The organism is Bradyrhizobium ottawaense, assembly GCF_900099825.1.
Classification (GTDB): domain Bacteria; phylum Pseudomonadota; class Alphaproteobacteria; order Rhizobiales; family Xanthobacteraceae; genus Bradyrhizobium; species Bradyrhizobium ottawaense_A.
On the sequence record NZ_LT629693.1, the window covers coordinates 854,098 to 878,068 of the forward strand.

A 23,971-nucleotide genomic window follows, 5' to 3' on the forward strand; every position below is an offset into this window, starting at 1 on the left:
TGCCGAACCGCGCTCGAATACAACCGGTATTCAACCATCGGGACCACCATGCAGCCACTACCTAACATGCGTTTCGCGCCGGACCTCTTGACCAGCCAGGTCGCGCTCGTGACCGGGGGCGGAACCGGAATGGGCCGCGCCACAGCGATCGAGATGGCGCGCTGCGGCGCCGACGTCGTAGTGCTGGGCCGCCGCGCCGAACCGATCGAGGACTGCGCCAAAATTATCCGCGAACTCGGCCGCAAAGCCGTCGCGATCTCCACCGACATTCGCCTGCCCGACCAGATCGACAGCGCCATGCTGCGCATCAAGGACGAATTCGGCCGGCTGGACATCCTCGTCAACAACGCCGGCGGCCAGTTCGTGACGCCGGCTCGCGAGCTCAACAACAAGGGTTTTGAGACCGTGATTCGCAACAATTTGATCGGCTCCTGGCAGATGACCAAGGCCGTGGCCGATCATTTTATGCTGGAACATGGCGGCTCGATCGTGTTTGTGACCGCCTGCGTCCGTTCCGGCTTAAGCGGCTTTGTGCATACGGCGGCGGCGCGCGGCGGCGTCCTGGCGATGATGAAAACGCTGGCGTTCGAGTGGGCCGAATTCGGCATCCGCCTCAATTGCGTCGCTCCCGGAACCATCAAAACCGAAGGCATGGATCATTACCCGATCGATCCCGAGCAATGGCTGAAGCTGAACCGCAATGTGATGGGCCACATGGGCGACGTCGGGGATATTTCGGCAGCCATCATTTTCCTCAGTTCTTCGCTTGGAAAATTCGTCACCGGCGAGGAATGGTACATCGACGGCGGCGAAACGCTGCATCTGGCTCACGACGCGCGCCAGATGATCGACGCGGTCAAGTTCTCCAGGCGCGAGCCTGCCGTCCTTAAAAAGTAGAGTATCGGCCAGCGCGGCTCGCCAGACCGGCCGACGCACCCAAGAAACGGAGAACCGTCATGGACTTCGCGCTCAGCGAGCAGCAGCAGGCGTTTCGCGAGACCGCACAACGATTTGCCCGGCAGAAGCTCGCCCCTCATTACCAGAAGCGCGCCAAACAGGACCGCATCGACCGCGACATGCTGAAGGAGATGGGCGAGCTCGGCCTGATCGGCGTCGATCTGCCGGAGAAATATGGCGGCCTTGGCGAGAGCAGCGCCACCGCCGGGATCGTCATCGAGCAAATCGCCTATGGCGATTTCAATGCCAGTTATGTTCAGTTGCTGGCGTCCTTGATGGGCGGCATGATCGCGCAGCACGCTTCGCCCGAGATCGCCGAGCAATGGCTGCCGCGCGTCACGGGCGGCAACGCCATCATCGGCCTCGGCCTGACCGAGCCACGCGGCGGTTCGGACGCCGCCAACCTGATCTTGCGGGCCGAAAAGTCCGGCAACGGTTACCGGCTGAACGGCGAAAAAACCTCGATGAGCTTTTCGGATCAGTGCGACGCCGCCGTTATTTTCGCGCGCACCGGCAACATCGAGGACGGCGCCCACGGCGTCAGCGCCTTCTTTGTCGATCTCAATCAGCCCGGCATCACCCGCACCCATTTCGACGACATCGGCACCAAGCCGGTCGGCCGCGGTTCGGTCTTCTTCGACGACGTCTTCATCCCCGCCGAATGCCTGATGGCCGAGGAGAACAAGGGCTTTTCCAAGATCATGTCCGGTTTCGACTATAGCCGCGCCCTGATCGGACTCGAATGCATCGGCCCGGCGCAGGCGTCGGTCGACGAAGCCTGGCAGTACAGCACCGAGCGCGTCGCCTTCGAGCGGCCGATCGCGCAGTATCAGGGCGTGAGCTTCCCGCTCGCGGAAGCCGAAACCCAGCTCACCATGATGCGGCAGCTCTGCTTCTACACGCTATCGCTGCGCGACCAGCGGCTGGCCCACACCGCAGAGGCCGCGATGTGCAAATGGTACGTGCCGAAGGTGACCTGCGAGATCATCCACCAGTGCCTGCTCACCCACGGCCACTACGGCTACACGACGGATCTGCCGTTCCATCAGCGCTACATCGACGTCATGGGTCTTCAGATTGGCGACGGCACCGCGCAGATCCAGAAGCTGGTCATTGCCCGCGAGAAGGTCGGACGGGTCGCGGTGCAGTATGCCAAGCAGCCCGAGGGGGCCAAGACGACCTCCAACAAGTCGAACTCGAAATAGACGCTCAGTCACCGCCCGCCGTCAAAGGCGTCGTCGTGGACCGCCACCCGATCGATACTGGTCTGCCACAGTTTCGGATAGGTGGCGCGAAACTCCTGCAGCAATTGCTCGATCGGAGGATCGGCGAACCAGCCCCGATCATTCACGTACTCCATATGCCGATGGCTGTTGGTGTCGAATTCATGAAACAGTGCGTCGCTTTTCCCGTCGAAGATCAGCTGCCGGACGCCAAACCGTTCACACATTTCGGTGTTGAACGCGGGCGTCACCTTGAACTGCCGGCCGTCGAGCCAAAGCGCGACATAGCCATGGTAAATAAAGAGGTCGGTTCCCATCAGCTCCGCCAGCTTTGGCGAATTCAGGTGGTTGCGGACATCGGCAAATCCGACGGCGGCGGGAATGCCGGCTGCGCGCAGAGCGGCAGTCAGCAGAATCGCCTTCGGCACGCAATAGTTGGACGCTTTTCCGGCGATCTGGCTGGCGCGGTAATCATTCGCGGCGGTGCCGATGTCGAACGGATTGTACCTGATCCCGTCGCGCACGGCATCGAACAGCCGGATCGCCCTGCCGGTCTCCGACAGGCCGCGCGCACCATCCAGACTGTGCGAAACAAATTCGCGAATCTCCGGCGAGTCACAATCGACAAATTCCGTCGGCGCGAGAAACCCGGCAGCGGTGAAATCCATGTCTTGCGGCCTTTCCCGTTTCGTCAATGTTTCTAACAAACGTTAGAATCAAAGGAAAGTGGCCATTGACGCAAAACGTGAGGAAGCGTTAGCTTCCGCGCCTCCGCCGGCAAACGCACAAGATCGTTCATGAACGACACAACACCATATATCTGGACGCCGCCATCGGAACTGGTGGCGGCGAGCAATCTGACGGCATTTCTGCGCGTCACCGGTCAAAAGGATTACGACGATCTGGCGTCAAAAGCCGAAGCCGATCCGGCCTGGCTGATGCAGGAAGTGTTCAAGTTCTGCGATATCAGGTTTTACCGCGACTACGACCAGATGCTGGATGTTTCGGGCGGTCAGGCGTGGGCACGCTGGTGCGTCGGCGGCACCACCAACATCGTGCTGAATTGCCTCGACAAGCATCGCGGCACGGCGGTGTGGGACCAGACCTTCCTGGTCTGGGAAGGCGAAGACAAGCATGAACGCCGCTCGCTGAGTTACCGCGAATTCGACCGCGACGTCGCGCGACTGGCGCAGGGACTGCACGACATCGGGATCGGGCGGGGCGACGTGGTCGCGATCTACATGCCGAACCTGCCGGAGACGTTCGTCGCGTTCTTTGCCATCCTGAAGCTCGGCGCGATCGTGATGCCGCTGTTCTCGGGTTTCGGCCACGCGCCGATTCAGACCCGTCTGAACCATGGTGGGGCAAAGGCCGTTATCACCGCTAACGGTACGTGGCGGCGCGGCGCGCCGGCGCCGCTCAAATCGGTGCTCGACATCGCCCTGGAGGCCTCGCCGACCGTGAAACATGTGATCGTCACCCGTCGCGACGGTCTTGCGATCGATACGCCGATGCAGAAGGGCCGCGACCTCTGGTGGGACGATGCCATCGCCGGCAAGGACGCCACGATCGCAACCGCCGAGATGCAGGCCGAAGATCCGGCGATCCTGCTCTACACATCAGGCACGACGGGCGAGCCGAAGGGATGCGTCTGGACCCATATCGGCTTCATCGGCTCGATGGTGACCCGCGATATGATCATCTGCGGCGACTTCAAACCGTCCGATCGCTTCTTCTTTTTCAGCGACATGGGCTGGATGGTCGGCGCGATGTGCGCCTGCATCCCGAGTTTCGCCGGCGGCAGCCTGCTGATCGCGGAAGGGACGCCCGATTATCCGGATACGGGGCGGTTCTGGCGCCTGATCGCCGAGCACCGGGTGACCTACCTCGGCGTATCGCCGACCATCGTGCGCAGCCTGATGCGGTATGGGCTCGAGGTCGAGTTGTACGATCTATCCAGCCTGCGGATGACCGCCTCCGGCGGCGAAGCCTGGACCGCGGCGCCATGGCTGTGGTTCTTCGAGCACGTCTGCAAGAGGAATATCCCGATCATCAACATTTCGGGCGGCACCGAAGTCGGTGGCTGCATCTTCACGGGCACCCCCAATCACCCGATGAACCCCGGCTCTTTCTCGCGGCCCGCGCTCGGCGTCGGCGCCGACATCGTCGATATGACAGGGCAACGCGTGCCCGACGGAACGGTCGGCGAGCTGGTGCTGCGGCATTCATCCATCGGGCTGACCAAAAGCCTGTGGAAGGCCGATGCGCGCTATATTGAAAGCTACTGGAGCACGCTGCCCGGCCTGTGGGTGCATGGCGATTTCGCAATGCGCGGCGAGGACGGACTGTATTACATCCTCGGACGCTCCGACGACACCATCAAGATTTCCGGCAAGCGCACCGGCCCGTCAGAACTCGAAGGCATTCTGATCGCGACCGGCAAGCTCGCGGAAGCCGCCGTGTTTGGCATTCCGCATCCGGTCAAGGGCTCGGCGATCGTGTGTGCCTGCGTGCCGATGCCGGGCGTCGAGGGCGATAACGGCCTGGCAAGCCAGCTATCCGCAGCCATCGTCGCGGGAATGGGCACGTCATACCGCCCCGAAACCATCTTGTTCGTCGATGATCTGCCACGCACCCGCAACCTGAAAATCATGCGCCGGGTGCTGCGCGCCGTGTTCGAGGACAAGGATCCCGGCGACCTCTCGGCGCTGGCCAATCCCGAAGCGGTCGACCGGTTGCGCGAGAAACTGGCCGCCATGTGAATGGTCGGGCAAGGCCGGACGAACCGGCCTTGCCAAACCATGTTCCTGCGTGTGCCGCGTCAGATCGGGCAATCCTCCGGAAAAACCGGCTTGCGCTTCTCGAGATGCGACGCCAGTCCTTCCCGCGCCTCGGCGCCGGTGAAGCCGAGGATTTCCAGCGCTGTCGACGTGTCGAATATCGGTCCGTTGACGCGCAGCCAGTTGTTCAGCGCATATTTGGTCCAGCGGATCGCGCTTTGCGCGCCGGTCGCCAGATCTTCGGCGGTTTCCAGCGCGACCTTCTGCAGATCGGCGTCCTCGACACACAGCGAGACCAGCCCGATCCGCTCGGCTTCGGTCCCCGACAACGGCTTGCAGGTCAACAGATAGTATTTTGCCTTGGCAAGTCCGCACAGCAGCGGCCAGATGATGCAGGCGACATCGCCCGCCGCGACGCCCAGCCGGGTGTGGCCATCGACGATGCGCGCGGATTTCCCGCAGATCGAGATGTCGGCGAGGATGCCGACGACGAGGCCGGCACCGACCGCGACGCCGTTAATGGCAGAGATAATCGGCTTGTTGCAGTTGATGACGTTATAGACGAGGTCCTTGGCCTCCTTCCACGTCGCCATGCGTGCTTTGGGATCGTCGAGAATGCTCTTGATCAGCTCGAAATCGCCACCGGCCGAAAACGCCTTGCCCGCACCGGTCACGATCACGGCGTTGATATCGGGATCGTCATTGATATCGCGCCAGATATGGGTGAGCTGGGTGTGGGTCTGCGCGTCGACCGAGTTGTACGTCTCGGGCCGGTCGAATGTAATCCGGAGGATCCGCTTGGAGGGATAATCGATCTTCAGTTTGGTGTAGGCGGCGTATCGGTCGGACATGGGCTCCCTTTCTTATTGGCGGGCCACTTTCCGGCCCCCGATCACTTGCATGCAACCGGTTATGGACTGTTTCGAACAGATGTTAGAATTTAGGTTTGATCGGATACTGCTGCAAGCGTATAGTTTCACACCATATCGACGGGCGCAAAACGACAAGAAAACGCCTTTGGGAGTGGACGAAAGATGACTGGCGAATTTGACGGCGCCGCCGTAGCCGGCTCCGGTGCCACGGTCGGCGAATTGTTCCACAGTCGCGCGCAAATTCAATCGGCCGACACCGCGATCGAATATCAGGATCGAACGATCAGCTATGGCCAGTTGTTGCGCCGCGTGGACCGCGCAACAGCCATGCTGGCGGCCAGCGGCCTGGGCCGTGGCGATCGGGTCGCCTTGCTGTCACGCAACCGGCCTGAATATATCGAAATCGAACTGGCAGCGGCCAATCTGGGCATCATCACGGCCTGCCTGAACTGGCGCCTTTCGCCGCGCGAACTGGCCTATTGTGTCGAACTGGTGTCGCCGAAACTTGTGATCGTCGAACCGGACCTGGCCGGCAATCTCGTCAGTCCCGCCGGTGAAGCCTGGCAAACCCTCGAAATCGGACCGCCCTATGAACGCCTGCTGCAACAGCAGGCCGAACATAGTGCGCCGATCGTCGCGGAGCCCGAAGACGGTCTCGTAATACTCTATACCAGCGGCACCACTGGCCTGCCGAAGGGGGCGGTCATTTCCCATCGCGCGATGATCGCACGCGCCCTGGTGTTCAGCTCCGAGTTGGGCATCTCGCCGCGCGACAGCTTCGTCGCCTGGGCGCCGATGTTTCATATGGCGTCGACCGATCACAGCCTTTCGACCCTGCTTCGCGGCGGCACGGTGGTGATGATCGACGGTTTTCAGATCGAGCCGCTGCTGGCGGCCGTCGAACGTCACCACATCGGCTGGCTGGTTCTGATCCCCGGCATGGTGGAGGCGTTTGCCGCCGCGTTGAAGACGCAGGCAACCAAAGTGAAAGGCGTCCGGGTGTGCGGCGCGATGGCCGACCTGGTGCCGCCGCATGCGATCGCCGAGGTGACCGAACTGCTGCAGGCGCCCTATCTGAACAGTTTCGGCTCCACCGAAACCGGCCTGCCTCCCGCTACCCGGGCGCTGATCGCGCCGGGCGAAATACCCGAGCGGCTGTCGAAGCAGCAAAGCGCATTCTGCCAGATCAAACTCGTCGATCCCTCCGATCAGGAAGTAGCGTCCGGCCAGCCCGGGGAACTCGCCATCCGCGGCGCCACCCTGTTTTCCGGCTACTGGCAAGCCGCCGAGACCAACGCGCATGATTTCCGCGGCGGCTGGTTTCACATGGGCGATGTGTTCCGGCGCAATGCTGATGGCTCACTGGATTTCGTCGATCGCGTCAAATACCTGATCAAGTCCGGCGGCGAGAACGTTTATCCGGCCGAGATCGAGCGGGTTCTGTTGAGTGACAGCCGCGTCACCGAAGCCGCTGTCGTCAGGGCCGCCGATCAGAAATGGGGCGAAGTCCCGGTCGCCTTCATCTCCTGCCGCGATGGCAGCGTGACCGAAGCGCAGTTGCTCGAACTTTGCCGGCGCGATCTGGCGTCGTACAAGCGGCCCCGGCAATTCAACTTCATCGATTTCTCGGAATTTCCCCGCTCAACCAGCGGCAAGGTCCAGCGCCATGAGCTGGAAGCGAGACTTGCCAAAACCTCTGCCGGAATCACGCCATGAGCGCCAGCACGCTGCGCGGCAAGGTCGCGGTGGTCGGAATCGGAATGTCGCCGGTCGGCAAGGTACCCGGGAGGAGCCCGCTCTGGCTTGCCGCCGATGCCGCCAAGAAGGCACTGGCCGACGCCGGGCTCGACAAGCGCGATGTCGACGGCGTGCTGTCATGCCACGCCTTTGCCTCACCATTCCACCGCTTCAGCGTCGCTTTCAGCGAATATTTCGGCATTCAGCCGACCTTTTCGAACACCCTGCAGGTGTCGGGCGCCACTGCAGCAACGATGTTCAATATCGGCGCCGCGGCCATTCACGGCGGCCTGGCGAAGGTCGTTCTGGTCGTCGCCAGCGACAGCCTGATGACCGGCCTGACGCCGGATCTGGCGCTGCGTTCCCTGACCGAAAGCCGCGATCAGCAATATGAAATGCCGTTCGGCATTCCCGTCGCGAACACGTTTGCCATGACCGCGCACCGCCACATGAAGGAGTTCGGCACCACGGCCGAACAACTGGCCGAGGTCGCCGTGGTCCACCGGCGTCACGCGGCGCGCACGCCAGGCGCCCAGCAGAACATGCCGATCACCGTCGACGACGTAGTCAATTCGGGCTGGGTGACGACACCCTACCACAAGCTCGATTGCTCACTGATCTCGGACGGCGGAGCGGCCTTCATCCTGACATCGGCCGAACATGCCAAGGAGCTCGGCATCGCCAAGCCGGTCTACATTCTGGGCGGCGGCGAGTGCTACACCCACGAACACATCTTCCTGATGCCGTCGCTGACTACCACCGGCGCGGTCGAGTCCAGCCGCAGGGCCTATGAGATGGCCGGATATGGTCCAAGGGATATGCACACCGCCGGTGTCTATGACTGCTTTACCGGCACCGTGATCATGATGCTGGAAGACCTCGGATTCTGTCCCAAGGGCGAAGGCGGCCGCTTTGTCGCCGACGGGCAGATGACCTATGGCGGCCAGATCCCGTCAAACACCCATGGCGGGCTACTGTCGTTCGCGCATTCCGGAATGCCCGGCTCGCTGTTTCATTTTCACGAGGTGATAGCCCAATTGCGCGGCCAGTGCGGCGACCGTCAAGTTCCCGGTGCAGAGCTAGGGCTGGTGCACAGCCTGGGCGCCGGCTTTGCGACCAACGCCACGACCATCCTGGGCACGGAGAACACGCTGTGATCTCGGCCGAAGACGCGATGAAGAAACCGGTGCCGGCGCCCGACGCCGATTCCGCGGCGCTGTGGCGCGGCCTGCGCGACGGCGTGCTGCTGCTGCAGCACTGCGGCGATTGCCACCACGTGCAATACTACCAGCAGGGCATGTGCCGGCAATGCAGCAGCGAAAACCTCTCCCATAAGGTCGCGTCGGGGCGCGGCAGGGTGCATTCGTTCAGCGTGGTCCATCGCGCGCCGGGGCCGGCCTTCAAGGCCGACGTTCCCTATGCTGTCCTGCTGGTCGACCTGGAAGAAGGGCCGCGGATGATCAGCACCTATGTTGGCGGCAAGCCCGAAGACGTCGCGTTCGACATGGACGTCATGCTGGTCTGCGAGCAGATCGACGACCGCACAACGCTACCGCGGTTCCGCCGCGCGTAGAAGCACCCCGCCCCTCTCGAATTCCGCCCCGGCAACGCACGCCCATGCCATGTTTATTTTCTAACAAATGTTCGATTTCTAACGATTGTTAGATTGAAATCCTGCTGGCTTCTGCCTAAACAAGGGCGATCCACCACCAACCGGAGCCGATCCATGGACTTTGATCTTACGCACGAGCAGCGGCAGATCCTTGGCTATGGCGACACCGTCGCCAAGAAATTCGATCGCAAGTACTGGATGGAATGCGCCGACAAACACGTGTTTCCCGACGCGCTTTATCAGCAGGTCGCAGAGGACGGTTTCGTCGGAACCATGGTGCCCGAGGAATATGGCGGCGCCGGCCAGGGCATGGTCGAGATGCATCTTTTCCTGGAGGGACTCTCGAACAACGGCATTCCCCTACTGAACCTCGTCGTCGGTGCGGCAATGAGCCTCGGCTTCATCGCCAAATACGGCTCCGAAGCGCAGAAGATGCGTTATTTGCCCGATGCCTGCAGCGGCAAGACGCGTTTCTGCTTCGCGATTACCGAGCCGGATGCGGGCAGCAACACGATCCGCACCACTACGATGGCGACGAAACGAGGCAACCGCTTCGCGCTGAATGGACAAAAGACGTTCATCACCGACGCCGATGGCGCCGACCACGCACTGGTGGTGGCGCGCACCACGCCCCACAGCGAAACCGGCAAAAAGACCGACGGCTTCACCCTGTTCATTGTCGATCTCAAAGCCAAGGGGCTGCAGAAATCATACATCCCGGTCAGCATCCCGGCACCGGAAACGCAATGGCAGTTGTTCTTCGACGATGTCGACCTCGGACCAGAGGACATCGTGGGAGAGATCGACAAGGGGTTCGGCATCCTGTTCAAGAGCCTCAATCCGGAACGGATCCTGGTGGGCTCGATCTGCTGCGGTCTCGGCCGCTATGCGCTGAACCGCGCCGTCGACTATGTCAAAGAGCGCAAGGTCTTCAACAACGTGCCGATCGGCGCCTATCAGGGCTTGCAGCATCCGCTGGCAAGCGCGCGGACCGATGTCGAAATGGCCTCCCTGATGACGTTGAAGGCGGCCTGGATTTTCGACCAGGGCCGCGAGGCCGGCGAATTCGCCAACATGGCCAAGCTCGCGGCCGCCGACGCCGGCATCAAGGCGGTCGATACCGCCGTGCAGTGCCACGGCGGCAACGGCTTTACCAAAGAGTACGGCATCTTCGACATCTATCCGCTGGTTCGCCTGTTGAAGACCGCCCCGCTCAATCGCGAAATGATCCTCAACTATATCGGCGAGCATGTCATGGGCTTGCCACGCAGCTATTAGGTGATTTGCGATGGCCACGATGAAGTCCGAGGTTTCGACGGCGAGCGAGGAGTACCGCCGCAACCGCGAGGCCTATGAGGCGCGGATCGCCGATCTGCATATCCGTCGCGCGGCGGCAGCCATCGGCGGTCCGGAACGAGCGCGACGGCTGCACAGGGACCGCAAGCAGCTATTGCCGCGCGAGCGGGTCGCCGCCCTGCTCGACCCCGGCTCGCCCTTCCTGGAATTTTGCCAGCTCGCCGGCGAAGGCATGTATGAAGGCGTGCCGCCCGGCGGCAGCATCATCACCGGCGTCGGTATGGTGTCGGGCCGCGCCTGCATGATCATCGCCAACGACGCCACGGTGAAGGGCGGCACCTACTACGGAATCACCTGCAAGAAGCACGTTCGTGCCCAGCGATTTGCGTGGCAGCACCGGCTGCCCTGCGTCACCCTGGTGCAATCCGGCGGCGCCAATCTACCGGACCAGCCAAATATCTTTCCCGACGAAGGCCAGTTCGGTTCGATCTTCTACAACCAGATTCGGATGTCCAGCGAAGGCATTCCGCAGATCGCCATCGTTCACGGACCATCGACGGCCGGCGGCGCCTATATGCCGGCGCTGTGCGACGAAACCGTCATCGTGCGCAATCAGGGCGCGATGTTTCTCGGCGGACCGCAGCTGGTCTACGCCGCCACAAAGGAAGAAGTCGGCATGGAGGCGCTCGGCGGCGGCGAGATGCACAGCCGCGTCAGCGGAGTGACCGACCATCTGGCAGAAAGCGACGGCCACGCCATCGCCATCACCCGCGACATCGTCGCCCATCTCGGCGAAATCCCGGCGCAGCGATGGACCGTGACCCCGCCCCGTCCGCCGCGTGCCGATCCCAACGATATCTACGGGCTGATCAGCGCCGACCCGCGGGTGCCGACCACCAATCGCGACATCGTGGCGCGCCTCGTCGATGACAGCGAATTCCACGAATTCAAGCCGCTGTATGGCGACACGCTGATCACCGGCTTCGCGCGCATCATGGGGTTTGAAATCGGGATCCTGTGCAACAATGGCGTGCTGTTCTCGGAGAGCGCGCTGAAGGCGACGCACTTCATCGATCTCTGCTGCAAGCGCAACATCCCCCTGCTGTTCATGGCCGACGTCACCGGATTCATGGTCGGCCGCGAGGCCGAGGAAGGCGGCATTTCCAAGCATGGCGCCAAGATGATCACGGCGATGGCCAGCGCCAACGTGCCGAAATACACCTTGATCATCGGCAACGCCTACGGCGCCGGGTATCTCTCGATGTGCGGCCGCGCCTTCAGGCCGAACGCGATGATGATGTGGCCGAACGGACGTTCCGCGATCATGGGACCCGACCAGGCCGCGACCACGCTCGCCATGGTCAAGGACGAAGGGCACAAGCGCGAAGGCACCAGCTGGACCGACGCGGAACGCGAGGCCTATCGCGCGCCGGTGCGCAAGACCTTTGAGGATTTTGCCAACGCCTACAATTTCGCCCGTAACACCTGGTGCGACATGGTGATCGATCCGCTCGAGACCCGCAACGTGATGGCGATGCTGCTCGATCTGGCCGGCCGGCTGCCGCAGCAGCACACCGACTTCGGCGTGTTGCGGATGTGACGACAGAGGATATCGCCCGGTGTTCAAGAAAATCCTGATTGCCAATCGCGGCGAGATCGCCTGCCGCATCGCGCGGACCTGCCGGCGGCTGGGCATCGAGGTCGCAGGCGTCCACTCCTCGGCCGACGCCGATGCCCTGCACGTCAAGGTGATCGGCGAGTCTTACCAGATCGGCGGTTCGGCAGCATCCGACAGTTATCTGCGGATCGACGCCGTGATCGGCGCTGCGAAAACCGCCGGCGCCGAGGCCATTCATCCCGGGTTCGGCTTTCTGGCAGAGAATGCGGCATTCGCGCGGGCCGTCGAGGCCGCGGGCCTCGTCTTCATCGGACCCACCGCTGATGTCATCGAACGTCTGGGCGACAAGGCGTCCGCCAAGCGCGAGGCCGAAGCGGCCGGCGTGCCGACCGTACCCGGCAGCCAGACGCCGAGCGAAGACGCGGCAGAAGTCGCAGCGATCGTGCGTGAACTCGGCCTGCCCGCGATGTTGAAGGCGGCGGCGGGCGGCGGCGGTAAAGGCATGCGTGCCGTCGTAGCACTCGATGGCCTGGCCGGTGAAATCGAAGCCGCGATGCGCGAGGCAAAGAACTCATTCGGTTATGCCGGGCTGATCGTCGAAAAGCTGATCGAGCATGGACGTCACATCGAGGTACAGATCGCCGGCGATGGCAACGGCAATGTCATTCATCTGTTCGAGCGTGAATGTTCGCTGCAGCGGCGGCACCAGAAGCTGATCGAGGAAGCCCCGGCCGCGAACCTTGCGGCAAATCTGCGTGCGCGCATGGTGACCGACGCGGTGCGGCTCGGCCAACGCCTGAATTATCGGGGCGTGGGCACCGTCGAATTCATCGTGAGCGGCGACAGCTATTATTTTCTCGAGGTCAATCCCCGCCTCCAGGTCGAGCATCCCGTCACCGAAATGGTAACCGGCGTCGATATTGTCGAGCTGATGCTGCGGATCGCCGCCGGGGACGGCTTGCCCGTGACGCAAGCCGACATCAGGTGCAGCGGCCATGCCGTCGAGGCGCGGATCTGTGCGGAGGACCCTGCCAACAATTTTCTACCCTGCACGGGAGAGCTCGCTTACGTCAGATTCCCTCACACCGGCGTTCGGGTCGAGACTGGCGTCGAAAGTGGATCAACCGTTACCCCCTATTACGACTCCATGTTGGCCAAGCTGATCGCACACGCAGAAACGCGCGACGAGGCACTCGACAAACTGAGCCGCGCGCTCGACCAGACCTCCATCTTCGGCATTACGACCAATCAGGGTTTTCTGACACGCCTGATCGAGCTGCCTGAGACACGCAGCGCCACGTTCCATACCAGGTTGATCGACGAGCAGATCGACCGGCTCGTGGACAGGACGAAGGGACCCGACACCGAGGCACTGGCCATCGGAGCCTATTTCTGGATGACCCGGCAGCGCCCGCCGGCAGCGGACAATCCCTCGCACAATCCCTGGCAGTCGCGCGAGACCACCGGCTGGCAGATGGCGGCCGGTGACGACGGACTGTCGCCGATCCCGATCCTGCATCTCGAAGCAGCTGGGGCAAGCGCGGAGATCAGGTTTGCGCCACGGCAGGCCGATGGCACCATGCTCGTCGGCATCAACGACAGCAAACTGCCGGTCAGGCTGGTTCCGGCTGACGGCGACGGCTTTACCGCCGTCGTCGGGAGCCGTCGCGAAACGGTACGTATCCACCAGCACGATCAAACATTGTTCGTCCACGACCTCCGTGGCGTGCACACGCTGACCGCCATACCCTATCTGACCTACATCAGCGCGGCAGCTGAGACGAGCGGCGAGCTGCGGGCGCCGATGACGGGCATGATCCTCAAGGTCAATGTGGCGGTCGGCGACCGGATCAGGGCCGGCGACGTCGCCGCCATTCTCGAATCGATGAAGATGGAACTGCGCATCAACAGCGAGACCGACGGCGTGGTTGCCGCCGTAAACTGCCGGGCCGGCGAAACGGTCGAACGCAATGCCGTCGTCGTGGTCGTGGAGCCGGACGGACAAGCTTAATTCACTGACAAGAGCGAATGACGGGAGTGCGGACATGCGGTTGGGCAGCGTCAACTACGAAACCAGGGGCAAAGTCGCCCTGCTCACGCTCGACGAGCCCCACAAGCTCAACGCTCTGAGCGCCGGCATTCGCCAAGGTATCCTCGAAGGCCTCGCCAAGGCCGACACGGATGACACCATCCGGGTCGCCGTCATTACCGGCAACGGCGACAAGGCGTTTTGCGCCGGTGCCGATATCGGCGAGTTCGATTTCGATCCGGAAAAGGCGCGCAGCTTCCTGATTGCCGCAATCGAGGTGCTAGCGGCGCCGGAAAACACCCGCAAGCCCGTGATATCCGCCGTCAACGGCATCGCCTATGGCGGCGGGTTCGAGCTCGCCATCGCTTCGGATTTCATCATTGCGTCCGACCGCGCGCGGTTCGCGGTGCCGGAAATCAAGCTCGGCCTGCTGCCGGGATTTGCAATCGTACGCCTGCAAGACATCGTCGGCCGCGCCAAGGCCAAGGAGATGAGCATGCTCGGCGACCCCATCTCCGCGCAGGAAGCCTGCCGGCTGGGCATTGCGCTCCGCGTGGTGCCTCATGCCGATGTGCTCGCGGACGCCCTCGCCTTCGCCGAACAGATCGCCTCAAAACCGCGGTTGGCGGTGCGGATGGCTAAATCGTTCCACAATCGTGGCCTCGGTGGCGATGATATCCGTCATGCGATCGACGGATTTCCATTCCTTTTCATGCATGAGGATGCGCGCGAAGGAATCGCCGCGTTCAGGGAGAAACGCCAACCCAAATTCAGCGACAAATAGCAGGTATCCGGCCGCTGGGGTCCAATCGGCGCGGCGTCGGTCAAATCGACAAGAGGCCGCACGGTATCGAGCTTGCAAGGAAATCCAACGTTCGTTAGCCTTGCACGGCGATCGATAACAAAATTGGCCGGCCTTCAGGCGCTAAGCCAAGACAACGACGCGTGGAGGAGGAAAATTGGCTTCTGCTGGTGAAAGCGCCGGTCCGATACTGCAATGCCAGTCCGTCGAGCGACGCTTTGGCGGGATCGTGGCGCTCAACGGCATCGACATGCAGATCGAACGCGGCGAAATCTTCGGCTTGGTCGGCCCCAACGGATGCGGCAAAACCACCCTCACCAATGCCATCACCGGCTTCTATCCGCCGCAGCGTGGTCGCATCCTGCTCAACGGACGCGACATCACGGGACTGGCACCACACTATATCGCGACTCTGGGCGTAGCGCGCACCTTCCAAAACCTTGCGCTCTTTAACGGCATGAGCGTGCTCGACAACATTCTTCTCGGCCGTCACATCCACATGAAGCCCAGCGTGGCACGCACGGCGCTGTATTGGTGGCTCGCCCGCCGGGACGAAACGGCGAACCGCGCCGCGGTCGAGGACGTCATTGACTTCCTTCAGCTCGAGGGCGTTCGTGACGAACTGGTCGACGGGATTCCGATCGGCCTCAAGAAACGGGTGGAATTGGCGCGCGCACTGGCCGCCGAGCCAAGCTTCCTGGTCCTCGATGAGCCGATGGCGGGGATGAACCAGGAAGAAAAGGAATACATGGCGCGGTTCATCCTGGATGCCCGCGACGAGCGCGGCGTCACCGTACTGCTGATCGAACATCATATGGATGTCATCACCGGCATTTGCGATCGCATGCTGGCGTTGAATTACGGCGCCATGATCGGCAGCGGCATCCCGGCCGACGTGGTAGCCGACCCGCGGGTGGTCGAAGCTTATATCGGGGGGGCGCATGCCGCGCGCTGACCAGGCCTCGGCCTGGAACTTCGAAACCGACACCACGCTGATCCGCGTGCTGGCTCGCGACGCCGAAGCATTCCCGGACCGCGTGGCGGTGCGCGAAAAGAGCAAAGGCATCTGGCAGGAAGCGACTTGGCGGGAGTTGCTGGAAATTGTGCTGCGCTGTGCCGCGGGTCTTGAGACGCTGGGATTCAAGGCCGGCGAAGTCATGCTGGTGCTTGGTGACAACCGGCCCCGGCTTTATGCGGGAATGCTGGCCGCCGGCGCACTCGGCGGCTACGCGATGCCGGCCTACCCGGATGCGACGCTCGATGAAATCCGTCATTTCGTCCATGAAGCGGGCGCGCGATTCATGCTCGCCGAAGACCAGGAGCAAGTCGACAAGATACTGGAGTTGCGCGACAAGGGCGCAGCGATCGAGCACATCATCTATGACGATCCGCGCGGCTTGACCGCCTACTCCCATCCGGGCCTGGTGTCGTGGGACGCGCTCCAGGCCAGGGGCGCTGAACGCCTCGCTGCCAGCGCCGATGTCCGAGCCGAACTCGTCGCCCGCGCCCGTCCCGATGATCCCGCCGTATTCGTGCATTCGTCCGGGAGCACCGGCAAGCCGAAGGGCGTGGTGCTTTCCCATCGCAATTTGTTGGCAGGCGTTCGAAACGCCTATCAAGGCAAGGCGTTCGACTTCGGCGAAAGCATTCTGGCCTATTTGCCGATGGCCTGGGTTGGCGACTTCGCGGTGACGATGGCTGCTGGCGTCGCGTTGCATTTTACGATCAACATTCCCGAGCGCCAGGAAACCGTGTTGCAGAACCTGCGCGAGATCGCGCCGACATTCTATCTCGCCGCACCGCGCAGCTGGGACAATCTGCTGACCGCCATCCAGGTGCGCGTCGAGGATTCCTCCTGGCTCAAGAAGCGAGTCTACGAATTCTTCATGGCGTCGGCCATTTCCGCCGAAAAACGCAAACTCGACGGCCACGAGCCCACCTTGAAACAACGGCTGCTCGGCCCGCTCGGCGAATGGCTGGTCTCCGGTCCGATCAAGGACCAGTTCGGCCTCACCCGGTTGCGCGGCGCCTTCACCGGCGGCGAGGCCATGGGCGAAGATACCTTCGTGTTTTACCGAGCGCTCGGAATCAAGCTGCGTCAGCTCTACGGCCAGACTGAAAGCTGCGCCTATAATGCCATTCAGAGTCTGGACGAGGTGCGGCTGCACACAGTCGGACGCCCGCTGCCGGGCGTCGAACTCAAGATCAGTGACACCGGCGAGATCCTGATCCGATCAGGCAGCGTGTTCAGCGGCTACTTCAAGCAGGAAGAGGCTACACGAGAAAGTCTCGAGGACGGCTGGCTGCACACCGGAGATGCCGGCTATGTCGAACCCGACGGCCATCTTGTCGTGCTGGGACGCGTATCCGATGTCGTGCACACCGCCAAGGGCGAGCGGTATATTCCCAATTATATCGAGAACCGCCTGAAGTTCAGCCCCTACATCAAGGACGCCGCGGTGGTCGGACGCGGTCGCGATACGCTGGCAGCCCTGATCTGCATCGACAAGGACGCTGTCGGCCTCTGGGCCGAACTGCGCGGCATCTCCTATATCTCCTATGCTGACTTATCGCAGAAGCCGCAGGTGATTGAGCTCGTGGCCTCAGCGGTCAAGCACGTCAACAGCACGCTGCTGGAGGGCCTGCAGTTGCGGCAATTCGTCTGCCTGCACAAGGAGTTCGACGCCGACGACGGGGAGATCACGCGAACCCGCAAGATCCGCCGCAACGTCGTCGAGGAACGCTACCAGCCGATCATCGATGCCATCTATGACCGCAAGCGCACAGTCCTGATGAAGGCGCAGATCAGCTACGAGTCTGGCGAGGTCGGCGTCATCGAGCGCACGCTCACGATACAGGAGGCCTGACGATGGATTGGGCACTGCTGGCCGAATCGGCGATCAACGGCGGTCTTGTCGGCCTGATGTATTCATTGGTCGCGATGGGTATCGTACTGATCTACAAATCGTCCTCGGTTCCCAATCTTGCGCAGGGCGCGATGACGATGCTGGGCGCCTATGTGGTGCTCGCCTTCACCAACAATGCCAAGGCACCGATCTGGCTTGCGATCATGCTGGCGATCGTGACGATGTTCGGCGTCGGCATGACTATCGAGCGGGTCGCGCTTCGCCGGCTCGCCGGCCGTCCGATCATCATGATCCTGATGATGACGCTTGGGCTGGAAATCTTGCTGCGGGCGGGATCGATGACGATCTGGGGCGGCACCGGCCGTCCGATGCCGCTCGGCATCAGCGACGATCCGCTTTTCCTGGGTCCGCTGTTGATCAACCGCACCTATGCCGTCGGCGCCGCCGTCGCCATCGTGATGTTCGGCCTGTTCATGCTGTTCTTCCGGACCAGGATGGGCGTGGTGCTACGCGCGATCTCGGATGACTACACCGCGGCATGGTCGGTCGGAATCTCCGTCGAGCGTGGCGTGGCGCTGTCCTGGGCGATGTCGGCGGTGGTGGCAACGATCGCGGGAGTCCTTTGGGCCTCCGTGCAAGGCGTCGACCAGTCGCTGGCGCAGTTGCTGCTCAAGGGGGTGACGGTTGCCGTCCTCGGAGGGATGGACAGTCTCGGCGGCGCGTTGCTCGCGGGCGTACTGCTCGGCATCGTGGAAGGCGTCGCCGCCAGTTTTCTCGATCCCCTGCTCGGCGGCGCCAGCCGCGACCTCGTCGATGCGGCGATGCTGATCCTGACCATCATGCTCAGACCGCACGGCCTCTATGGCCGCCACGACATCGAGAGGATCTGAGCCCATGCTGTTCCGGCAAGCCGGTATTTTTCATACGAACTATGCCAGCGATCGGGCGCTGTTCCCGATTGCTGCCGATCGCTGGATGATCGGCGTTTTGCTGGCGTTCGGCCTAACCGCGCCGCTACTGGTGAATTCGCTTTATCTCAGCAGCTATTTACTGCCGTGGCTGGTATGGACCGCCGGCGCGCTCGGCCTCAATCTCATTCTCGGATGGGCCGGACAATTTCACCTCGGCTATGCCGCCGTGATGGGGATCGGCGCCTATGCGACGGTTCATGCCACCAGGGCCGGCGTCCCCTGGGAAATCGCCATCGTGCTCGGTGGATCGACCGCCGCGATCATCGGAATCGGCTTTGCATTCGCCGCGTTGCGCGTCAAGGGCCTGTATCTGGCGCTGAGCACGCTGGCCCTGCAGTTCGTCATGGACTGGGTGATCTCGCATGTTCCGGCCATCAGCGGCGGCACGCAAGCCACGCTGCAGGCGCCGGACATTCGGTTGTTTGGCCTGCCCATTACATCGGATGCCGGGCTATATTACGTGGCGCTGGTATGGTGCATCCTGGTGACGTCCTTCATGCTCAATTTGCGGCGGACCGCGCTCGGCCGCGCCCTGATCGCGGTTCGGGAAAAGGACTTTGCTGCGGCGGTCATCGGCGTCAACAGCTTCTATTTCAAGCTGGTGGCCTTTTCGACCTCGTCGTTCATCGGCGGCGTGACCGGGGCGATCCTGATCGGGACGTTCTACCACGCGGTCACGCCCGAGCAGTTTTCCGTCGATGTTTCGATCCAGGCGTTGGCGATGGTCATCGTCGGCGGACTGGGCAGCATCATCGGCAGCTATTTCGGCGCCGCGTTCATTCTGTTGATGCCGGGCGCCATGAACAGCTTGATCTCATGGGCGGCGATCCGCTTTGGATTTTCGCTCAGCATCGAGACGCTGGCCCATCTTCCGCAGGCGCTCTACGGCGCGCTGATCATCGGCTTTCTCCTGATCGAGCCGCTGGGGCTCGGAAAGATCTACAACAACGTCCGCGACTATCTGCTGGTTTGGCCGTTCGGCTACGTGAAGAAATAGCCCATGCAAACCGCGAACACGCCCGCCGCCGCAAAGGTGCTCTCGCTGAACAACATCGAGGTCGTTTACGACCACGTTTCTCTCGCCATCAAGGGCGTGTCGATCGATGTGCCCGAAGGCGGCATGGTGGCGTTGCTGGGCGCCAACGGCGCCGGCAAGAGTACCACCCTGAAGTCGATCAGCGGATTGCTGGTCGCCGAGCGAGGTGAAGTCCGCCGCGGAGAACTGCAGTTTCTGGGCCGCAACATCAGCGCGCTGTCGCCGCAGGAACGGGTCAAGCTCGGCATAGCCCATGTGCTCGAGGGCCGGCGAGTGTTTGAGCATCTGACCCCCGACGAAAACCTGATCGCGGCATCAGCCGTGCGCAGCCGCCACGACATGCACCGCAACAAGGAGCGGGTTTACAGCTATTTTCCGCGCCTGCACGAGCGCCGTGCCGTCGCATCAGGGTATCTCTCCGGCGGCGAACAGCAGATGCTCGCGATCGGGCGCGCCCTGATGACGCAACCGAAACTGCTGATGCTCGACGAACCCAGTCTGGGACTGGCTCCGTTCCTGGTGGCGGAAATCTTCCAGATCATCAGTCGCATCAACCGGGAGGACGGATTGTCGGTGCTACTGGTCGAGCAGAACGCGGTGGCGGCGCTCGAGATCGTGTCGCACGGCTATCTCATTGAGAGCGGCCGCATCGTGATGCACGATACGGCCGAGGCCCTGAAGAGAAACCCGGATATCCAGGAGTTCTATCTTGGAGGCACGAAAGGCAAGAGCTTCCATGACATCAAGCACTACAGCCGACGGAAGCGCTGGCTGACATAACTGCGCACGACAAGCATGAGAAAACTGACCGGACCAACACGGCAGCGAACCAGTTCAATCAAGGGAGGATTCGAATGAAGTATTTACCGATCGTGGCCGGCCTCGCGTGGACCGCCCTCACCGTCATGCCGGCGACCGCAGCCGATCCGATGCGTTTCGGGCTCTGCTACGATCTCTCCAAGGCTTATACATTCGTCACACCTCAGGTGGCCCAGGCTGCCAAGGACTATGCCGAGCTCCTCAACATGAAGGGCGGCATTGAAGGTCATCCGGTCGAGATGATCGTGCAGGATCACGGCAACGAACCGCAGCGCGGCATCGAATGCTACGAGAAGCTGAAACGCGACGGCGTCATGGTATTCGACATGCTGTCGACCCCGGTATCGCGCGCGGTTCTTCCCCGCGTCATGAAGGACGGCAATATCCTGATCCAGTCGCTGGCCGGGCGCGGCGACGCCGTCGATGGCGACGTCTTCAAATGGGTATTCCCCGTCGGCCCGACCTATTGGGGGCAGGCCTCGAACGACATCGAATACATCAAGCAGAAGTCGGGCGGCCAACTGAAGGGCGTCAAGATCGCATTTCTCTACGTCGATTACCCGTTCGGCCAGGAACCGATCGGTATCCTGAAGACGCTGGCCGCCAAGGAAGGTTTTGATCTGCAGCTGTTTCCGTATCCGCTTCCGGGCAACGACCAGGCCTCGGCCTGGTCCCAGATCCGCCGCTTTGCGCCGGACTGGATCGTCAGCTGGAGCCTGTCGAACATGCACGTGATCGCGTCGCGCGAGATGAAGCGCAACGGCATCGCGCTCGACAAATACATCGCCGTCAACTGGATGAACGAGATCGATATCGGCAATATCGGCGCCGAGGCCGCCAAGGGCATCAAGCGCGGCACCAACGTCGCCGGCGGCTCGAACCATCCAATCATCCAGGAGATCATCAAGGAACTCTACGACAAGGGAAAAGGAAACGGCGACCGCAAGAACCTCGAGGACGTCTACTACAACACCGGTCTTGCGATCTGGTCGATCGCGGTCGAAGGCGCCCGCCTCGCCATCAAGAAAGACGGCTGGCCGTTGACACCCGAGAAGATCAAGAACGGCCTCGAAAGTATCAAGGACTACAACGCCAACGACATGATGGCGCCGGTCACCGTGACCGCACAGGATCATGGCGGCGGCGGCAAGACTCGAATCGAGATGTGGGACGGAGCCAAGTGGATACCGCAGACCGACTGGATCGCCGCCTACAAGGATGACGTGTGGAACGTGGTGAAGGCCCAATCGGCCGACTACGCCAAGTCCGACGCCCAGAAATAGGCCTCGGTACGCAGAGGGCGTGGCACTGAGCCTGTCTCAGTGCCACACCTGACGCTTAGGCCGAGCAGCTATGTGCCGGCCTGCGGTTCGACCAGAACCAGGCGCTTGCCCGCCATCACCGTTTCACCGGGCTTGCACGCGACGTCGGCGACCACGCCGGCGATTTCTGCCTTGAGCGAACTGAACAACTTCATCGATTCCAGAACAACCATGACCTGGCCGGCATCGACCGTTTCGCCTGCCGATACCCTCACCTCTGCCACGACGCCTGGCATCGTCGCGAGAACGGCACCGGACCCGCCTGATCCTGACGCGGCCCCCGCCAACAGCGCGACTTCCGCCTCAAGGCCGATGTCGCAGGTCTCGCCGGCCAGCGTCAGGCGGACCCGTCCATTGGTTCTTTCGAAGACACCGCGCAGGATCCGTTCGTCAGCTTCGACTTCGACACTATTGCCGTTTGATCGGACCTTGAGCGCGATCTCGCCTTCCTCGTCGAGAACACGCCGCTCGCCGTCCGGCCGCGCCTTGACGGCCAACACGAACGTTTTTCCTTCCTCGATCGCGAGTAGTCTGGTCTCGGACAGTCCGCCCGCAGGTCCGAGGACGCGGAAACCGGAAAGCCTGGTCCAGGCGGACGGCGTTTGAACGTTGACCGGCAAGGCATCGAGCATCAGCAGCGCCGCCGCCGCGCGCGCAAGGCGTGCCTGCGGCCGAACCGGCTTCCAGCCATCCGGAAACGCGTCCGCAATAAAGCTCGTCGTGGCCCGTCCGCTCGAAAAGATCGGGTGCTCAACGGCATCGATGAGAAAGGGTATCGTGGTCGCCGGACCCAACACCGAATAGTCCCGCAAGCCTGCTGCCAGCCTGGTACGGGCGATTTCTCGGGTTTCTCCCGACGCAATGGCCTTTGCCAACAGCGAATCGTAAAATAGCGTGACCTCGGACCCGGCCTGTACGCCGCTATCGATCCGCAGATTTGGCGGCGCGCTATAACCGACAATCCGGCCTGCGTCCGGCCGGAAATCCTGATCGGCCCGTTCCGCCGTGATCCGCGCTTCGATCGCATGGCCGCTTTCATGGATATCGCTTTGCAACGCAGGGACGCGCTCTCCCGATGCGATCCGGATCTGCCATTCCACCAGATCGAAACCGGTGATCACCTCGGTGACGGGATGTTCGACCTGAAGCCGGGTATTCATCTCCAGGAACCAGGGATCACTGCTTCCGTCCTCGAGGATGAACTCAACGGTGCCGAGATTGTCGTAGTTGATGGCACGCGCCAGCGCGACTCCGCGTTCGAGCAACTTTGCCCTGATCGCCGGATCGAGGTTCGGCGCCGGCGCTTCCTCCAGCACTTTCTGATTGTTGCGTTGAACCGAGCAGTCGCGTTCAAAGAGATGGACGACATTGCCGTGTTTATCGCCGGCAACCTGCACCTCCAGGTGTCTCGGCCGCATCACCAGTTTTTCAATCAGGAGCGACGGATCGCCAAAGGCAGCCTCGGCCTCCTGTCGCGCCAGATCGATGGCAGCCGCCAGGTCGGCACGCCCGAACACCCGCCGCATGCCCTTTCCGCCGCCGCCAGCCGAAGCCTTGACCATCAGGGGAAAGCCGATGCGTTCGGCCCCGTCGGCAAGACGCTGCGTCGACTGATCCTCACCGAGATAGCCCGGCACGCTCGGCACACCGGCTCGATCGGCGATCACTTTCGAGCCAATCTTCGGCCCCATGGCGGCAATACGGTCCGCCGAGGGCCCGACGAACACGCGTCCTTGTTCTACACAAAGACGAGCGAGATCCGGTTTCTCCGAGAGAAAACCGTATCCGGGATGGATGCCATCGGCACCGACGCAGGCAGCCGCCTGCATGATTGCATCGGGCCGAAGGTAGCTGTCACGGGCGGCAGAAGGCCCGATCCTTATCGCCTCGTCGGCGACGGCGACATGAAGCGCATCGCGGTCAGCGTCCGAGTACACCGCAATGGTATGGATGCCGAGGCGTCGGCAAGTCCGCATGATGCGAACGGCGATCTCGCCCCGGTTGGCGATCAGAAGGGAGCCGATCATCGC

The 23,971-nt window shown here is 62.3% G+C and carries 19 protein-coding genes; 16 read left to right on the top strand and 3 right to left on the bottom strand.

The features are described from left to right. Positions 1–48: 48 nt before the first annotated feature. Both BLR13_RS04290 and BLR13_RS04295 read left to right on the top strand, forming a co-directional pair. Complete coding sequence (locus BLR13_RS04290) at positions 49–897, top strand: SDR family oxidoreductase (protein WP_074827334.1); 849 nt, start codon at positions 49–51, stop codon at positions 895–897. 59 nt (positions 898–956) lie between these two features. Next, on the top strand, positions 957–2,162 hold the full coding sequence (locus BLR13_RS04295; RefSeq protein ID WP_074827332.1) for an acyl-CoA dehydrogenase family protein: 1,206 nt from the start codon (positions 957–959) through the stop codon (positions 2,160–2,162). Between the two features lie 8 nt (positions 2,163–2,170). Here BLR13_RS04295 and BLR13_RS04300 read toward each other — a convergent pair whose 3' ends face one another. Next, positions 2,171–2,848: a transglutaminase-like domain-containing protein gene (locus tag BLR13_RS04300; protein ID WP_074827330.1), complete on the bottom strand. Its 678-nt coding sequence runs from the start codon at positions 2,846–2,848 to the stop codon at positions 2,171–2,173. A gap of 129 nt (positions 2,849–2,977) precedes the next feature. Between BLR13_RS04300 and BLR13_RS04305 the strand changes: the two genes are divergently transcribed. Continuing rightward, positions 2,978–4,942, top strand: a complete 1,965-nt coding sequence (locus BLR13_RS04305) for an AMP-binding protein (RefSeq protein WP_074827328.1) — start codon at positions 2,978–2,980, stop codon at positions 4,940–4,942. Between the two features lie 59 nt (positions 4,943–5,001). Here BLR13_RS04305 and BLR13_RS04310 read toward each other — a convergent pair whose 3' ends face one another. After that, positions 5,002–5,811, bottom strand: coding sequence for an enoyl-CoA hydratase/isomerase family protein (locus BLR13_RS04310; RefSeq protein WP_074827326.1), 810 nt, complete (start codon positions 5,809–5,811; stop codon positions 5,002–5,004). A gap of 183 nt (positions 5,812–5,994) precedes the next feature. Between BLR13_RS04310 and BLR13_RS04315 the strand changes: the two genes are divergently transcribed. The 13 genes from BLR13_RS04315 to BLR13_RS04375 all read left to right on the top strand — a co-directional run bounded on the left by BLR13_RS04315 (position 5,995) and on the right by BLR13_RS04375 (position 21,902). After that, a complete protein-coding gene (locus BLR13_RS04315; RefSeq protein WP_074827324.1) occupies positions 5,995–7,548 on the top strand; it encodes a class I adenylate-forming enzyme family protein in 1,554 nt (517 codons plus the stop codon). After that, positions 7,545–8,726, top strand: coding sequence for a thiolase C-terminal domain-containing protein (locus BLR13_RS04320; RefSeq protein WP_074827322.1), 1,182 nt, complete (start codon positions 7,545–7,547; stop codon positions 8,724–8,726). Before BLR13_RS04315 ends, BLR13_RS04320 begins: the two co-directional genes overlap by 4 nt. Next, positions 8,723–9,142, top strand: a complete 420-nt coding sequence (locus tag BLR13_RS04325; protein ID WP_171944996.1) for a Zn-ribbon domain-containing OB-fold protein — start codon at positions 8,723–8,725, stop codon at positions 9,140–9,142. Before BLR13_RS04320 ends, BLR13_RS04325 begins: the two co-directional genes overlap by 4 nt. A gap of 153 nt (positions 9,143–9,295) precedes the next feature. After that, positions 9,296–10,459, top strand: a complete 1,164-nt coding sequence (locus tag BLR13_RS04330; RefSeq protein WP_074827320.1) for an acyl-CoA dehydrogenase family protein — start codon at positions 9,296–9,298, stop codon at positions 10,457–10,459. A 10-nt stretch (positions 10,460–10,469) separates the two neighbouring features. After that, on the top strand, positions 10,470–12,077 hold the full coding sequence (locus BLR13_RS04335) for an acyl-CoA carboxylase subunit beta (RefSeq protein WP_074827318.1): 1,608 nt from the start codon (positions 10,470–10,472) through the stop codon (positions 12,075–12,077). A gap of 19 nt (positions 12,078–12,096) precedes the next feature. Next, entirely contained in the window at positions 12,097–14,106 is a 2,010-nt protein-coding gene (locus BLR13_RS04340; RefSeq protein WP_074827316.1) for an acetyl/propionyl/methylcrotonyl-CoA carboxylase subunit alpha, read from the top strand. A 34-nt stretch (positions 14,107–14,140) separates the two neighbouring features. Then, positions 14,141–14,908 (top strand): enoyl-CoA hydratase/isomerase family protein, encoded by a 768-nt coding sequence (locus BLR13_RS04345; RefSeq protein WP_074827314.1) that lies wholly within the window; start codon positions 14,141–14,143, stop codon positions 14,906–14,908. 247 nt (positions 14,909–15,155) lie between these two features. Further along, the gene (locus BLR13_RS04350) at positions 15,156–15,881 is read left to right on the top strand and encodes an ABC transporter ATP-binding protein (protein ID WP_244525090.1); all 726 of its coding nucleotides are present in this window, start codon (positions 15,156–15,158) and stop codon (positions 15,879–15,881) included. Next, positions 15,868–17,793, top strand: a complete 1,926-nt coding sequence (locus BLR13_RS04355) for an AMP-dependent synthetase/ligase (protein ID WP_074827311.1) — start codon at positions 15,868–15,870, stop codon at positions 17,791–17,793. The genes BLR13_RS04350 and BLR13_RS04355 overlap by 14 nt, the downstream gene beginning before the upstream one ends. Before the next feature lie 2 nt (positions 17,794–17,795). Further along, complete coding sequence (locus tag BLR13_RS04360; RefSeq protein WP_074827309.1) at positions 17,796–18,683, top strand: branched-chain amino acid ABC transporter permease; 888 nt, start codon at positions 17,796–17,798, stop codon at positions 18,681–18,683. Positions 18,684–18,687: 4 nt separating this feature from the next. Further along, positions 18,688–19,761, top strand: a complete 1,074-nt coding sequence (locus BLR13_RS04365) for a branched-chain amino acid ABC transporter permease (protein ID WP_074827307.1) — start codon at positions 18,688–18,690, stop codon at positions 19,759–19,761. A 3-nt stretch (positions 19,762–19,764) separates the two neighbouring features. Next, positions 19,765–20,580: an ABC transporter ATP-binding protein gene (locus BLR13_RS04370; protein ID WP_074827305.1), complete on the top strand. Its 816-nt coding sequence runs from the start codon at positions 19,765–19,767 to the stop codon at positions 20,578–20,580. A 74-nt stretch (positions 20,581–20,654) separates the two neighbouring features. Continuing rightward, positions 20,655–21,902, top strand: a complete 1,248-nt coding sequence (locus BLR13_RS04375) for an ABC transporter substrate-binding protein (protein ID WP_091976339.1) — start codon at positions 20,655–20,657, stop codon at positions 21,900–21,902. Between the two features lie 68 nt (positions 21,903–21,970). Here the strand turns inward: BLR13_RS04375 and BLR13_RS04380 are convergent, their stop codons facing one another. Further along, the gene (locus tag BLR13_RS04380; protein WP_074827301.1) at positions 21,971–23,968 is read right to left on the bottom strand and encodes a biotin carboxylase N-terminal domain-containing protein; all 1,998 of its coding nucleotides are present in this window, start codon (positions 23,966–23,968) and stop codon (positions 21,971–21,973) included. Between the last annotated feature and the right edge of the window lie 3 nt (positions 23,969–23,971).

Excerpts from the sequence above, each read along its gene's own strand:
- BLR13_RS04290 (WP_074827334.1), top strand. The coding sequence starts at position 49 with ATGCAGCCACTACCTAACATGCGTTTCGCGCCGGACCTCTTGACCAGC.
- BLR13_RS04295 (WP_074827332.1), top strand. The coding sequence starts at position 957 with ATGGACTTCGCGCTCAGCGAGCAGCAGCAGGCGTTTCGCGAGACCGCA.
- BLR13_RS04300 (WP_074827330.1), bottom strand. The coding sequence starts at position 2,848 with ATGGATTTCACCGCTGCCGGGTTTCTCGCGCCGACGGAATTTGTCGAT.
- BLR13_RS04305 (WP_074827328.1), top strand. The coding sequence starts at position 2,978 with ATGAACGACACAACACCATATATCTGGACGCCGCCATCGGAACTGGTG.
- BLR13_RS04310 (WP_074827326.1), bottom strand. The coding sequence starts at position 5,811 with ATGTCCGACCGATACGCCGCCTACACCAAACTGAAGATCGATTATCCC.
- BLR13_RS04315 (WP_074827324.1), top strand. The coding sequence starts at position 5,995 with ATGACTGGCGAATTTGACGGCGCCGCCGTAGCCGGCTCCGGTGCCACG.
- BLR13_RS04320 (WP_074827322.1), top strand. The coding sequence starts at position 7,545 with ATGAGCGCCAGCACGCTGCGCGGCAAGGTCGCGGTGGTCGGAATCGGA.
- BLR13_RS04330 (WP_074827320.1), top strand. The coding sequence starts at position 9,296 with ATGGACTTTGATCTTACGCACGAGCAGCGGCAGATCCTTGGCTATGGC.
- BLR13_RS04335 (WP_074827318.1), top strand. The coding sequence starts at position 10,470 with ATGGCCACGATGAAGTCCGAGGTTTCGACGGCGAGCGAGGAGTACCGC.
- BLR13_RS04345 (WP_074827314.1), top strand. The coding sequence starts at position 14,141 with ATGCGGTTGGGCAGCGTCAACTACGAAACCAGGGGCAAAGTCGCCCTG.
- BLR13_RS04355 (WP_074827311.1), top strand. The coding sequence starts at position 15,868 with ATGCCGCGCGCTGACCAGGCCTCGGCCTGGAACTTCGAAACCGACACC.
- BLR13_RS04360 (WP_074827309.1), top strand. The coding sequence starts at position 17,796 with ATGGATTGGGCACTGCTGGCCGAATCGGCGATCAACGGCGGTCTTGTC.
- BLR13_RS04365 (WP_074827307.1), top strand. The coding sequence starts at position 18,688 with ATGCTGTTCCGGCAAGCCGGTATTTTTCATACGAACTATGCCAGCGAT.
- BLR13_RS04370 (WP_074827305.1), top strand. The coding sequence starts at position 19,765 with ATGCAAACCGCGAACACGCCCGCCGCCGCAAAGGTGCTCTCGCTGAAC.
- BLR13_RS04375 (WP_091976339.1), top strand. The coding sequence starts at position 20,655 with ATGAAGTATTTACCGATCGTGGCCGGCCTCGCGTGGACCGCCCTCACC.
- BLR13_RS04380 (WP_074827301.1), bottom strand. The coding sequence starts at position 23,968 with ATGATCGGCTCCCTTCTGATCGCCAACCGGGGCGAGATCGCCGTTCGC.